General features: G+C 43.8%; 12 protein-coding genes and 1 pseudogene. All 13 read left to right on the top strand.

Annotated features, from left to right (window positions below):
* Position 1: 1 nt before the first annotated feature.
* The 13 genes and pseudogenes from IPP77_07465 (at position 2) to nuoL (ending at position 13413) form a co-directional block, all read left to right on the top strand.
* Complete coding sequence (locus tag IPP77_07465; GenBank protein MBL0309501.1) at positions 2-1162, top strand: aspartate aminotransferase family protein; 1161 nt, start codon at positions 2-4, stop codon at positions 1160-1162.
* Positions 1159-2112 carry an N-acetylornithine carbamoyltransferase gene (locus IPP77_07460; protein MBL0309500.1) on the top strand — a complete coding sequence of 318 codons (954 nt, stop codon included), beginning with the start codon at positions 1159-1161 and terminating at the stop codon, positions 2110-2112. Before IPP77_07465 ends, IPP77_07460 begins: the two co-directional genes overlap by 4 nt.
* Positions 2113-2115: 3 nt before the next feature.
* A complete protein-coding gene (argB, locus tag IPP77_07455) occupies positions 2116-2901 on the top strand; it encodes an acetylglutamate kinase (GenBank protein ID MBL0309499.1) in 786 nt (261 codons plus the stop codon).
* A complete protein-coding gene (locus IPP77_07450) occupies positions 2901-3971 on the top strand; it encodes a M20 family metallo-hydrolase (GenBank protein ID MBL0309498.1) in 1071 nt (356 codons plus the stop codon). Before argB ends, IPP77_07450 begins: the two co-directional genes overlap by 1 nt.
* Before the next feature lie 11 nt (positions 3972-3982).
* Entirely contained in the window at positions 3983-5320 is a 1338-nt protein-coding gene (gene argH, locus IPP77_07445) for an argininosuccinate lyase (GenBank protein MBL0309497.1), read from the top strand.
* A 77-nt stretch (positions 5321-5397) separates the two neighbouring features.
* Positions 5398-8034, top strand: coding sequence for a twin-arginine translocation signal domain-containing protein (locus IPP77_07440; protein ID MBL0309496.1), 2637 nt, complete (start codon positions 5398-5400; stop codon positions 8032-8034).
* A 3-nt stretch (positions 8035-8037) separates the two neighbouring features.
* Complete coding sequence (locus IPP77_07435; GenBank protein ID MBL0309495.1) at positions 8038-8367, top strand: hypothetical protein; 330 nt, start codon at positions 8038-8040, stop codon at positions 8365-8367.
* Between the two features lie 73 nt (positions 8368-8440).
* Positions 8441-8653, top strand: a complete 213-nt coding sequence (locus IPP77_07430) for a hypothetical protein (GenBank protein ID MBL0309494.1) — start codon at positions 8441-8443, stop codon at positions 8651-8653.
* A gap of 203 nt (positions 8654-8856) precedes the next feature.
* Positions 8857-9363, top strand: coding sequence for a thermonuclease family protein (locus tag IPP77_07425; protein MBL0309493.1), 507 nt, complete (start codon positions 8857-8859; stop codon positions 9361-9363).
* Positions 9364-9934: 571 nt separating this feature from the next.
* Complete coding sequence (locus tag IPP77_07420; protein ID MBL0309492.1) at positions 9935-10345, top strand: 4Fe-4S binding protein; 411 nt, start codon at positions 9935-9937, stop codon at positions 10343-10345.
* Positions 10346-10387: 42 nt separating this feature from the next.
* Positions 10388-10978, top strand: coding sequence for an NADH-quinone oxidoreductase subunit J (locus IPP77_07415; protein ID MBL0309491.1), 591 nt, complete (start codon positions 10388-10390; stop codon positions 10976-10978).
* Between the two features lie 70 nt (positions 10979-11048).
* Entirely contained in the window at positions 11049-11360 is a 312-nt protein-coding gene (nuoK, locus tag IPP77_07410) for an NADH-quinone oxidoreductase subunit NuoK (GenBank protein ID MBL0309490.1), read from the top strand.
* 48 nt (positions 11361-11408) lie between these two features.
* Positions 11409-13413: pseudogene (gene nuoL, locus IPP77_07405) on the top strand (NADH-quinone oxidoreductase subunit L).
* The last annotated feature ends 5 nt before the right edge of the window (positions 13414-13418 follow it).

Here is a 13418-nt window from a genome sequence, read left to right as displayed (position 1 = left end):
CATGAAACTATTTGATGTTTACCCACTGCAAGATGTAACGATAGTTAGAGCCAAAGATTCTTATCTATGGGATGATCGAGATCAAAAATACCTGGATATGTACGGAGGACATGCAGTGATCAGTGTGGGTCATTCGCATGAGCATTGGATAGAGTGTATCGAGAAACAATTGAGACAGATAGCCTTCTATTCGAACTCGGTTAAGATTCCTATTCAGGAGGAATTGGCAGAGAAGTTAGGAGAGATTTCTGGCAAAAAGGATTACCAGCTTTTTCTTTGCAATAGTGGCGCAGAGGCAAACGAGAATGCGCTGAAACTTGCTTCTTTTCATAATGGAAGAAAGAAGATCGTTGCTTTTTCAAAAGGCTTTCATGGTAGGACGTCGCTTGCAGTTGCTGCAACCGACAATCCTTCGATTATTGCTCCCGTCAACCAGACGGAGCATGTTATTTTCCTTCCCTTCAACGATGCAGAAGCGCTCGAAAAATGTTTTCGTGAAAACGGAGATAGTATTTCATCGGTCATTATAGAAGGGATTCAAGGAGTAGGAGGCATTAATGTTGCAGAAAATTCTTTTCTGCAACTTCTCCGGAAACTCTGTGATGCGTCTGGAGCCTTGTATATTGCAGACAGTGTTCAATGCGGATATGGCCGGACCGGAAAGTTTTTCTCTCATGATTTCGCAGGAGTAAATGCCGACATTTATACGATGGCAAAAGGGATGGGCAACGGCTTTCCAATAGGCGGGTTGCTAATAGCTCCGAAGATCAAAGCACGGCATGGTATGCTGGGAACTACTTTTGGAGGGAACCATCTTGCCTGCGCCGCGGCTTTAGCCGTACTTGAAATTATAGAAAAGGAAAATCTGCTATTAGCAGCCACGCTGGAAGGCGAATATTTGATGAGCCAGCTACGGCAAACAAAGGGTATAAAAAATATTCGTGGAAGGGGATTAATGATTGGTTTCGATGTGTCGGATGAACTTAAGGGCCTTAGGAAAAATCTTTTGACGAAACATCACGTGTTTACCGGTGAGGCAAAACCAAATGTAGTGCGTCTCTTGCCTTCTCTGGCTATAGGTCGGACTCAAACAAATGAATTCCTTCATGCATTGAATGAAGTAACAGAAACATTAAATAACGCTGAAGCAAATAGGCCGTGAACAATTTTATATCTGTTAACGATGTGAGCAATATAAATGCTCTGATAGAAAATGCTTTGGATTATAAACGAAATCCGTTTAAGGATAAACAACTTGGTTCGAACAAGAAGCTCGGATTGCTGTTCCTAAATCCAAGTATGAGAACCCGCATCAGTACGCAGTTGGCCGCCCAAAATCTGGGAATGGAAGCGATTATTCTTAACCTAGATAAGGACGGATGGTCCATGGAGTTTATGGAGGAGTCTGTTATGAATGGCACGACGGTAGAGCATATAAAGGATGCAGCACCTGTATTGGGCTCTTACTTCGACATTCTGTGTATCCGAACTTTCCCCGCTCTTCAAGACAAGAAAGAAGATTATAGTGAAAGAATCATCCAACAGTTTGTCCGTTATTGCGGGGTACCGGTTCTGAGTTTAGAAAGCGCGACGTTACACCCGCTGCAAAGTCTGACAGACATCGTTACAATAAAGGAAACGTTCTCTGAAAAGCGTAAGCCAAAAATAGTACTGACCTGGGCTCCACATATCAAACCGCTGCCTCAGTGTGTTGCCAATTCATTTTCGGAGTGGATGAATAGGTGGGGGGAATCTGAATTTATCATTACTCATCCGGAGGGGTATGAATTGTCAGAACAGTTTACAAGTGGTGCGGCAATCAACTATCATCAGGATGAAGCGCTGAAAGATGCCGACTATGTTTACGTAAAGAACTGGAGTTCCTATCAAGACTATGGCAAAATTTTGTGTACTGATTCGTCTTGGATGTTGACATTAGAAAAACTAAAACACACCCGCAACGCTAAAGTCATGCATTGTCTCCCGGTAAGAAGAAATCTGGAATTAAGCGATGAAGTATTAGATAGTTCACACAGCATTGTTACTCAACAGGCATCCAACAGGGTTTGGGCGGCACAGGCCGTAATGGCGGAACTTCTTAAACAAACATAGAGCATGCAAAAGTTGTTTGTCATAAAGGTGGGAGGAACTGTTATTGATGATGAAGTTCGGCTTTTAAAGTTTTTAAAAGATTTTGCCTTGATTCAGGAGCCCAAAATTCTGATACATGGAGGAGGCAAACTTGCTACGAGCATGGCGGAGCAATTGAATATTCCTCAACAGATTATTGATGGCCGAAGAATTACGGATGCAGAAACGTTGAAGGTTATCATAATGGTTTATGGCGGCTATATAAATAAGAGTATCGTAGCAACCTTGCAGGCTTATGGATGCAATGCCATTGGACTTTCAGGGTCAGATGGTAACCTGATCAAAGCACACAAAAGAATTCATCCAACGATAGACTATGGTTTTGTTGGAGATATAGATGAGGTGAATAATCAATTGATTGACCAGCTGCTTAAAGAAAAAATGACCATCGTGGCTGCCCCAATTACCCATGACGGCAATGGACAGCTATTAAATACAAACGCCGATACCATTGCCTCTTCCATAGCGGTAGCGATGTCAAGGCAGTATGAAGTTCGACTGGTTTATTGTTTTGAAAAGAAGGGGGTTTTAGATGACATTCAAAATGAAAATTCTGTTGTCCCTTTGATTACCAGAGAAATTCATCTGGAACTATTAAACAGTAAAAAGATATCCGAAGGTATCTTACCTAAAATTGATAATGCCTTTTCCGCTATTGCGTCTGGTGTTCGAGAAGTAATAATCGGCGATGCGGAAGACTTGTTGCGCAATATTTCCCAATCACCTTCAGGAACTTTAATTAAGGAATGATGCCGGTAGAAGAAAAGCTACATGATGAGGCCATCGCCTTGCTAAAGCAACTTATAGCTATTCCGTCTTTTTCAAAAGAAGAAAATAGAACGGCGGATATGCTCCTTGCTTTCTTTGAACAAAAAGGATTGAAAGCACATCGCCATCTGAATAACTTCTGGGTTTTGAATAAGTATTTTGATTCTTCCAAGCCCAGTATTTTACTGAACTCTCATCATGATACGGTGAAGCCAAATGCTCAGTACACCCGTAACCCATTTGAGGCTGTTGTTGAAGAGGGAAAACTATATGGCCTGGGAAGCAATGATGCCGGTGGATGTGTAGTGAGCTTGATGGCTGCTTTCCTTCATTACTATTCGCTACAAAATCTAAAATACAATCTGGTCATAGCTATAACTGCAGAAGAAGAAATTAGCGGCAAGAATGGAGTAGAGGCCACGCTGCCTTTGTTGCCTGCTATAGATGTTGCTATTGTTGGCGAACCGACTCAAATGAACTTAGCCGTAGCTGAAAAAGGATTGCTGGTTCTTGATGCCGTGGCGAAAGGCAGGTCCGGACATGCAGCAAGAGAGGAGGGAGATAGTGCGATACTCAAAGCGATGCGCGATATTCACTGGATAAGCACCTATCGGTTTCCCAGAGTTTCGGAATGGCTGGGAGATGTGAAAATGTCGGTCACCGTAATCAATACAGAGAACAAGGCGCATAACATAGTTCCTTCTGAATGTAGATTTGTAATAGACGTAAGAGTGCCGGATGGCTATACGCACGAAGAGATTTTTCAAACAATACAAGAGCATCTGCAGAGCGAAATCACCCCCCGCAGTCTCCGCCTGAGGGCAAGCAGTATTGACATAAATCATCCTCTTGTAAAGGCCGGTGTCGCTATGGGCAAAAGCTGTTACGGGTCACCGACGACTAGTGATAGCGCATTGATGAATTTCCCAACATTGAAATGCGGCCCCGGTGATAGCGCCAGAAGTCATACGGCCAACGAATTCATTTTTGTAGAAGAAATTAAAACCGGAATACGGGATTATATCCGGTTGCTGGATGGTGTAATTTTTTAAAACAGATACTCATGAAACTATGGTCTAAAAAGAACACTTCCACTTCACAAATGGTGGAATCATTTACCGTTGGACGGGATAGGGATTTTGATTCCCTGTTGGCTTCCTATGATATTCTTGGTTCCATTGCTCATGTTATGATGCTAGGCTCTGTTGGAATCATTAGTAAAGAAGCTGAAGCTGCAATAGTCAAAGAATTGAAAAATATCTATCCCACTACAACCGGTGGCTCTTTCATAATTGATGAAGGAGTAGAAGACGTTCATTCGCAGGTAGAATTTCTGCTTACAAAAGAACTGGGAGATTCGGGGAAGATGATCCATGCTGCCCGAAGTCGCAATGACCAGGTATTGCTCGACATCAAACTTTATCTGCGGCATGAAATGGAAGAAATCACTGCCGAGGTATTTCATTTGTTTCAATTGCTGATAGAAGAAAGCAATAAGTATAAAGACATCCTGTTGCCGGGCTACACACATTTGCAACTGGCTATGCCTTCCTCTTTCGGTTTATGGTTTGGGGCTTATGCCGAAAGCCTGGTGGACGATATCACCCTCCTGCGAGCGGCTTATCAGGTCATCAATAAAAACCCACTGGGCTCTGCTGCCGGATACGGTTCTTCCTTTCCTATCAATCGTTCACTGACAACTCGTTTGCTGGGCTTTGAAGATTTGAATCACAATGTAGTATATGCTCAAATGGGGCGAGGGAAAGCGGAACGGGTGACCGCTATGGCTATGGCGAATATCGCTGACACCTTATCCAGAATGGCGATGGATGCCTGTCTGTATGTCAATCAGAATTTTGATTTCATTTCATTTAACAGCGAACTCACTACCGGTTCCAGCATCATGCCACATAAGAAGAATCCGGATGTGTTGGAGCTGATTCGTGCTCACTGCAACCGCATCAAAGCCCTGCCTAATGAAATTATGATGATGACCACCAACCTCCCTTCTGGATATCATCGCGATTTACAATTGCTCAAAGAGCATCTCTTTCCGGCCATTCAACATTTAAAAGACTGCCTGCGGATGATGTATCTGATGGTTTCTAACATATCAGTGCGGCCTGATATTCTGAAAGATGAAAAGTATCAATACCTCTTCAGCGTAGAAGCTGTCAATGAATTAGTGAATAAAGGAATGCCCTTTCGCGATGCCTATAAGCAGGTGGGCGAGAAAATCGAATCGGGCGAATTCTCTTTTAATTCAAAATTGAACCATACCCATGAAGGAAGTCTCGGCAATTTATGCAACGATAAGATTGAAGCGAAGATGAAAGCCGAACTGGATGCTTTCCACTTTGAAAATGTTCGATTGGCAATAGATGAGTTGCTGCGCTCCTGAACGGGAAGTGCATTTTATCATAAACCAATAATTTCGCACAACCCAAAATTTCAAATACCTTAGTTCCAAAAAAGAGGATGGAAAATAGATTGAGTCGTCGTTCCTTTATAAAGAATCTGGGCATTAGCGGTGCTGCCTTGTCCTTGATTCCTTCCGTTGTTTTGGCTGAAACACCTCAGGAAAACAGGGTTACCTCCCAAAAGCCCACCAAAGAAATCAAATCCGGTAAACGGAAATACAATGGTGTCTATAGCGGTGAATATCTAAACCGTGTTGCTTTCCCTATTGGCGGACTGGGTGCTGGTATGTTCTGCATGGAAGGGACGGGTGCGTATTCTCATGTATCCATTCAAAACCGGCCCGACATATTTAATGAACCGGGCATGTTCGCGGCTATTTCTTTGAAGGGAATCACCAACGGCGCTAAACTACTCGAAGGCCCGGTACCGGATTGGAAGAAATTTGGACAGAAAGATGCTGGCAATGGTGCCGCCGGTTCTATAACCGGGCTGCCGCGTTTTCATTCTGCTTCTTTTCATGCACGATTTCCATTCGGCCATCTGGATTTGAGCGATGAAGATTTGCCTTTGAAAGTGCAGGTGACGGGATGGAGTCCTTTTATTCCGGCGGATGATGATAACTCTAGCCTACCGGTGGGCGGTATGGAATATAAGTTTGTCAATAACGGAACAAAAACGGTGAAGGCAGTTTTCTCTTTCAATTCAAGAAACTTTCTGAGTACAGATAAAGGAAGCGATTCCATCCGGTCTTATCCCAACGGTTTTATTTTGACCGAAGCCGGTGTTAAAGAAAAACCTTTACGGTCTGACCTCGCGGTTTTTACCGATGACGCTGCTACGGTGGTTGACCACTGTTGGTTTCGAGGCGGTTGGTGGGACCCCTTGACTATGGCCTGGAACGCTATCAAAAACGGGGAGGTGAAATCCGTTGCACCGACAGAGAAAGAGGCACCCGGTGCTTCGCTCTATGTTCCTTTTCAACTGGCACCCGGTGGAGAAAAGATTGTTCGCATGATGTTTGCCTGGTACACACCCGACTCTGAAATGTCGTTTGGAAAGATGGGGACGCGGAAAGAAAACTGCAATCCCGAAAGCGGCTGTTGCAATTCGCCGGGCGATATGGACTTAGATAAATACGACAAAGATTTCGAGGGCAAGTATTACAAGCCTTGGTACAGCAGCAAGTTTGCATCGGTGGAAGAAGTAGCTTCCTACTGGAAACAACAATATGCAGAGTTGAGAAAAAAATCTTCCTTGTTTAAAGATGCTTTTTATGCCAGTTCCTTACCACCCGAAGTGTTGGAAGTAGTCGCTGCGAACCTTACTATATTAAAATCGCCCACGGTGATGCGCCAGTATGATGGCCGTCTGTGGAGCTTTGAAGGCTGCGGAGATTCTGAGGGTTGCTGTCATGGTTCCTGCACGCACGTGTGGAACTATGCACAGGCTATTCCACATTTATTTCCGGCACTCGAAAGAAGTTTGCGCGCCACAGAGTTTTGCGAAAGTCAAAGCGAAGAAGGCCACCAGACCTTCCGTGCGCGCTTGCCGATACAGCCCTCCAATCATGAATTTCATTCCGCTGCCGACGGACAACTCGGCGGCATCATGAAAGTCTATCGCGAATGGCGCATCAGCGGCGACAACGAATGGATGAAAAAAATGTATCCGCTGGTGAAGAAGAGCATGGACTATTGCATCCGCACCTGGGACCCGCGCAAAAAAGGGGTGATTGAAGAACCGCATCACAACACTTATGATATTGAATTCTGGGGACCGGATGGCATGCACACTAGTTTCTATGTGGGCGCCTTGAACGCGATTGCTGCTATGAGCAAACATCTGGGCAAAGATGTTTCGGAATATGAATCGCTTTCCGCGAACGGAAAGAAGAGGATGGAAACAGATTTGTTCGACGGAGAATATTTCATACAGAAAATTCAATGGACCGGTTTGAACGCCGAAGATCCCACCAAGGTGCAATCCTTTGGGGGAAAGTATTCTGACGAAGCCGTTGATTTATTAAAGAAGGAAGGGCCGAAATATCAATACGGTACCGGTTGCCTGTCCGATGGGGTGTTGGGCTCTTGGATAGCCGGCATGAGCGGATTGCAAGACACGATTGATGCTTCCAAAATCAGTAGCCATCTGCGCGCCATTCATAAATACAATCTGAAAGAAAACCTGAGCGAACATGCCAATCCGCAGCGCCCCGCTTATGCACTCGGCGATGAAGGCGGACTGCTTTTGTGCTCCTGGCCCAAGGGAGGAAAACTCTCCCTTCCTTTTGTTTATAGCGATGAAGTATGGACCGGTATCGAACACCAAGTAGCTTCGCACCTGATGATGATGAGCCATGTGCAAGAAGGCATGGACATTCTCCGTGCCTCGCGCAACCGGTATGATGGGAAAATCCGTAACCCCTTCAATGAATATGAATGTGGACATTGGTATGCCCGTGCTTTGTCCAGCTACGGATATTTACAGGCACTTACTGGTGTGCGCTACGATGCCGTAGAAAAGACTTTGTATGTAGATTCTAAGGTGGGCGACTTTACCAGCTTCCTTTCTTCCGAATCCGGCTTCGGCACCGTGAGCCTCAAAGCTGGCCAACCTTCTATGAAGGTTTATGAGGGGGATATTAAAGTGGAGAAAGTTTTTGTATCCGGCAAAGCGGCGAGCTTAAAATCCTGAACAATGAAAATAGCTGCCAACACCATCGTCTCCCTGCGCTATGTGATGAAGAACGGCCGGGGCGACATCCTCGAAGACAACCGCAACAACCAACCTGTTCGCTACCTCCACGGCTCCTCGCGTATTTTGCCCGCTTTGCAAAACTGCCTCGAAGGACTGGAATGTGGAGCCGCCCAATCCATTTCGCTCCACCCCGATAGCCACAACGGTTTGTCGGACTCCCTTCATTTTGATGTGATGATTGATAACATTCGCGCCGCCACCGAATTCGAAATAGAACTTGGCGAACCCTCCCTCGAAGGCAAGGAATGTGGGCCCGATTGTTGTTGTTGAAACATCTTCGACAGACAAAATTTCCGAAACCCTGCCGAAATTTCCTACGGCCCTCTATTTTTTTCCAACGTACTTGACTGTTTTCGGGACAGACTTACCTATTCCTGCGGCAGACTTACCTATTTCCGTGTTGAGTTTAGGTATTTCTGTCGCAAACTTCCCTATTCTTATGACAGACTTACCTATTTCTGCGAGGGACTTAGGTATTTCCGCCGCAGACTTCCCTAATTTCGTGGCGACTTGTCCTAATTCCGTCACGGACTTCCCTCATTCTGTGACAGAATGAGTCTGGATATTTGCGGAAAATAAGCTAATTAACAGAAAAATAGGAAAAAATGACATGTTATAGCTATTTATATTAATGTTCGAGGAGAATAATTGAAAGAGGCGAAATACGACAGAAGGGATGGGACAATTCACTATATTTACCAGATAGCCTAAAGCTATCTTCTTAAAAGACGTAAGCACAGTCTGTCCCCAGTAGAGATGATGACCAAATTTTTCTTTTCCGTAGCAGTTGTAGTAATTACAACCCTCCATATTTCTTGTGAATCAAAAAGCAAGACGAAAATCCAAACAACTCGAAGGGACTATTTACCAGTTACAAAAATTGTTGATGGTGACACATTTTGGGCTGACAACGGAACCAAGGAAGGAATAAAAGTTCGTCTTATTGGGGTAGATGCACCCGAATCAAGAAAAACATTGAAGAAAGAAATTGGCTATTACGGCAAGGAAGCGAAAGATTACCTGACAAAAATGCTAGCTGGAAAGAGTGTAAAACTTGTTCGCGATGTAGATTCATTAGACCGTTTTGGCAGAACTCTTTCTTATGTGTATCTGGAGGACGGAACCTTCGTTAATGCCGATCTTATGAAAAATGGGTATGCTATGATTCTGACCATTCCTCCCAATGTAAAATTTGCAAAGGAGTTTGTAAAACTTCAACGGGAAGCCAGAGAAAACCACAGAGGGCTTTGGGGAGCAGAAAAATAAAAGCTAACCCACAAAAAAAATTGAATTCCGTATTTCTACCTTTTCGTTGTCTGCAACAATACCCGTTTTGCAAACCTGACAGAACACCGCTATTTAATGTAATTTCCTCCTCAGACTTTGCAGTGTCTCAAATCTGAAGACACAACTTCATGAGAAGAAAAGACATCAGGCAACATGGGTGCTTGTTGCGATCGAAGTGGAGGTGTCATTCTATCCTTTGTATTTTCTACTTACATTTATATCTAGTGAAAGGAGAGGCATTTTAAAACCGTATTTCAACAAACGAAAGAAGGAGGAACTGAGTTTGCTTTTTTTTGTGAAGTAATGACGAAAACAACACCTGACATTATAAATGCGCCGTTTAATAAAATGAATCCATAAGCCTATATGAAAAATGAACGACGGACCGCTAATTTAGCGGTGTTTCTAAAAGAGAAATTCAATTCAAGCGGGTATAATTTATATTCGGCCTTTATTTCTTTTACATTAGCCGAAGAACGGAATACTGAAAGTGTTTATAGTTGATTATATAAAGACAGTTTATAATGGAGTGAAATCTTTGCTCATCGGCATGAAGCGGACGGGATACTATTTTACACATCACAGTGAAATTATCACACAACTATATCCGGAGGTAAAGCAAACATTGCCGGAGCGCTTCAGGGGAGAAGTAGTGCTGATTCACAATGAAAATAATGAACACCGTTGCACCGGATGCACCGCCTGCGAATTAGCTTGCCCGAATGGGACAATTAAAATTGTCACCAAATTTGAACTAACCCCAGAAGGGAAAAAGAAAAAGGCTCTGGACACGTTTGTTTATCATCTGGAGTTGTGTACAATGTGTAATCTTTGTATTGTCGCCTGCCCAACAGATGCTATCAAGATGGCGCAGAATTTTGAGCATAGTGTTTATGATCGGAGCTCGCTGACTAAAATTTTAAATCAACCGGGTTCTAAATTGATGGAGGGAGTGGAATAACAGCCCCCAAACCCCCAAAGGGGCTTAAAGATAAAATGCAAATTGAGCTTGACATTGTTACAAATAAATGAGCCACTAAAAGTTCTCCCTTTCGGGGAGGGTTGGGGAGGGGCTGTTTTTTATCTTCTATCTGCATTGATATTGATTAGCGCTGGGCTGGCAGTCACTTCGCGCCAGCTTTTCCGTTCCGCCATTTATCTTTTATTTTCCATGATGGGCATCGCCGGTTTATTTTTCTGGCTATCCTTTGAATTCATTGCGGCAGTACAAATTGTCGTTTATGTCGGAGGTATCGTGGTGCTGATTATATTTTCTATTTTCTTGACACACAAAATAGGAAGCGACCTGCCAGAACCAACTTATAAAAGGACTCTGTTCGCCGGCTTGGCGAGTTTGTTTGCCTTTGCCTTATTCTGGTCGGTTATTAAGCAAAATGAGTTTTTCAGTGACCAAGCATTGCCTGAATTGAGCGTAAAACAGATTGGCACCGAAATGCTGAACTATGGAAAAGGCGGATTTATCCTACCGTTTGAAGTAGTCAGTATCTTGCTTTTGGCTGCCATGATTGGATGTATTGTAATTGCAATTGCCCCCTCTAAATCTCCTCCGAAGGGGGAGACTATAAATCTATAAGAATGAAGGTTGAAATTTTGATTAAAATAACTAGAACAATTCCTCTCTTTCGGAGAGGTTAGGAGGGCTTATGGAAATCGGATTACCGCATTTACTTTTTATATCAACCGCTCTGTTTTTTATAGGGGTATATGGTTTCCTGACTCGCAGAAACATGATTACCATGCTAATGGCCATTGAACTGATGTTGAACGCCGTGAACATCAACTTCGTTGCTTTCAATAAATATTTGTGGGGTGGAAAATTAGATGGCGTGTTCTTTACCCTATTCATTATTGCCATAGCCGCTGCCGAAGCTGCTGTTGCCATAGCCATTATCATTAACCTTTATCGGAATTATGATTCTATTGATGCGGAAGATGCGGATTCGTTAAAGCTATAAAGTCGGCCCCCAACCCCCAAAGGGGGATTAGAGAAATCGAAAATTGAAATGACAATACTTCAAATAAATGACACACTTAATGTCCTTCCCTTCGGGCAGGATTTAGGATGGGCAGTTGTTCTCATTCCGGTTCTCCCTTTATTGAGTTTTCTTTTGCTCGGTTTGTTCGGCAAAAATATTTTGCGAAGAGCGGAGGAATTATCGGTACACTTTCGTTGACCGGTTCCGCATTGTTGTCGCTGTTCACTGCTTACAATTATTTTTTTGTCTCAGGAAAAGTAGCTGGGGTATATCAAAAATTTGAGCTACTCAAATTCACCTGGCTGTATTTTTCTCCTTCCCCTTCGGGGAAGGGAGGGATGGGGCTGGATATGGGTTTATTGCTCGACCCCATTTCAGTAATGATGATTGTGGTGGTCTCTTTCATTTCGTTGATGGTGCATATTTACTCACTCGGTTATATGAAAGGTGAAGAGCGATTCGCCACTTATTATTCATTCCTCTCCCTATTCACTTTTTCGATGTTGAGTTTGGTTCTGTCCACCAATATTTTTCAGATTTATTTTTTCTGGGAGCTGGTTGGCATCTCTTCCTTCATGCTCATCGGATTTTATTTCGACCGTCCATCTGCTTTGGCTGCTGCGAAAAAAGCATTCATCGTTACCCGCTTTGCCGATTTGGGTTTTCTAATTGGTATTCTCGTTCTTTCTTTTCATGCAGAAACGCTTGATTTCAAAACACTGATTGAAAGATTAACTACTGCAAGCCCACAATTGCAATCTGCGACTGCTGCTTCTTTTCTTGGCTTTTCTGCTTTGACGTGGGGATTACTGCTCGTGTTTATGGGCGGTGCGGGAAAGAGTGCCATGTTTCCGCTGCACATTTGGCTGCCCGATGCGATGGAAGGTCCTACTCCGGTTTCAGCATTGATACATGCGGCAACAATGGTAGTGGCGGGAGTTTATTTGGTGGCCCGTTTGTTTCCTGTGTTTGCACTCTCCTGTCCCGGTGCATTGGAAATAGTCGGATATGTAGGGGTGGTATCAGCTTTGTTTGCTGCCGTGATTGCCTGCACACAAACGGATATTAAGCGAATACTGGCTTATTCTACCATGAGCCAGATTGGATTCATGATGTTTGCTTTAGGCGTTTCCGGTTATGGAGGAGAAAATGGTTTGGGCTTTACTGCTTCCATGTTTCACCTATTTACTCATGCTATTTTTAAGGCACTGTTGTTTTTGGGTGCTGGCACAGTCATTCATTATGTCCATTCAAATGAGATGAGGGATATGGGCGGACTACGAAAAAAAATGCCCGTAACACACCTTACGTTTTTGATTGCATGTTTGGCAATTGCCGGTGTGCCACCGTTCAGCGGTTTCTTTGGCAAAGGAGAAATCCTCACTGCTGCTTTTCATTCCAATAAGTTAATTTATGGCGTAGCGCTGCTGACTGCGGGGCTGACTGCTTTCTATATGTTCCGGCTTTATTTTTCTGTTTTTTGGAAGGTCCCCTCTCCTTCGGAGAGGACGGAGGGCGAGGTGCACGACGAAGCGCCGTTTACGATGAAGTTGCCGTTGATGATTTTTTAGGTGTCTTGGCAATTATTGCGGGCTTTGTTCCGTTTGGTGAATTTGTAAGCAGTAATGGCGAGGCATTGCACAGCGAGTTTCACTTATCATTGGCGATTGCACCGGTTGCGTTTGGCTTGATTGGAATATTAATTGCGCTAGCGATGTATAAAAATGAGAGTACTTTACCGACGCGTATGGCCGGGGCAATGCGACGTTTGTATGAGGGAGCCTACCATAAATTCTATATTGATGAGGTATATTTGTTTGTAACCAAGCGTATCATCTTTAACTTGATTGGCAGACCCGCTGCGTGGATAGATAGGAATGTAGTGAACGGTCTGGTAGATGCGGGTAGTATGTTTGCACAGGATGGGTCCGAGGAGTTGAGTATGTGGCAAAGCGGAAAGGTACAAGCCTATGCCATTTGGTTTTTGGTGGGGGTGATTGCAATGGTAGTGGTGTTTGTGTTTTTGAATTGAAATCG

The sequence above is a fragment of the Bacteroidota bacterium genome, from assembly GCA_016722375.1.
Classification (GTDB): Bacteria; Bacteroidota; Bacteroidia; order Chitinophagales; family LD1; genus Bog-950.
The sequence above is the reverse complement of the archived record's forward strand: the minus strand, read 5'-3'. Positions and strand labels throughout refer to the sequence as shown.

Coding starts and splice junctions, on each gene's coding strand:
- IPP77_07420 (MBL0309492.1), top strand. CDS start 9,935: ATGAAGCGGACGGGATACTATTTTACACATCACAGTGAAATTATCACA.
- IPP77_07425 (MBL0309493.1), top strand. CDS start 8,857: ATGACCAAATTTTTCTTTTCCGTAGCAGTTGTAGTAATTACAACCCTC.
- IPP77_07435 (MBL0309495.1), top strand. CDS start 8,038: ATGAAAATAGCTGCCAACACCATCGTCTCCCTGCGCTATGTGATGAAG.
- argH (MBL0309497.1), top strand. CDS start 3,983: ATGAAACTATGGTCTAAAAAGAACACTTCCACTTCACAAATGGTGGAA.
- IPP77_07440 (MBL0309496.1), top strand. CDS start 5,398: ATGGAAAATAGATTGAGTCGTCGTTCCTTTATAAAGAATCTGGGCATT.
- IPP77_07465 (MBL0309501.1), top strand. CDS start 2: ATGAAACTATTTGATGTTTACCCACTGCAAGATGTAACGATAGTTAGA.
- argB (MBL0309499.1), top strand. CDS start 2,116: ATGCAAAAGTTGTTTGTCATAAAGGTGGGAGGAACTGTTATTGATGAT.
- IPP77_07450 (MBL0309498.1), top strand. CDS start 2,901: ATGCCGGTAGAAGAAAAGCTACATGATGAGGCCATCGCCTTGCTAAAG.
- nuoK (MBL0309490.1), top strand. CDS start 11,049: ATGGAAATCGGATTACCGCATTTACTTTTTATATCAACCGCTCTGTTT.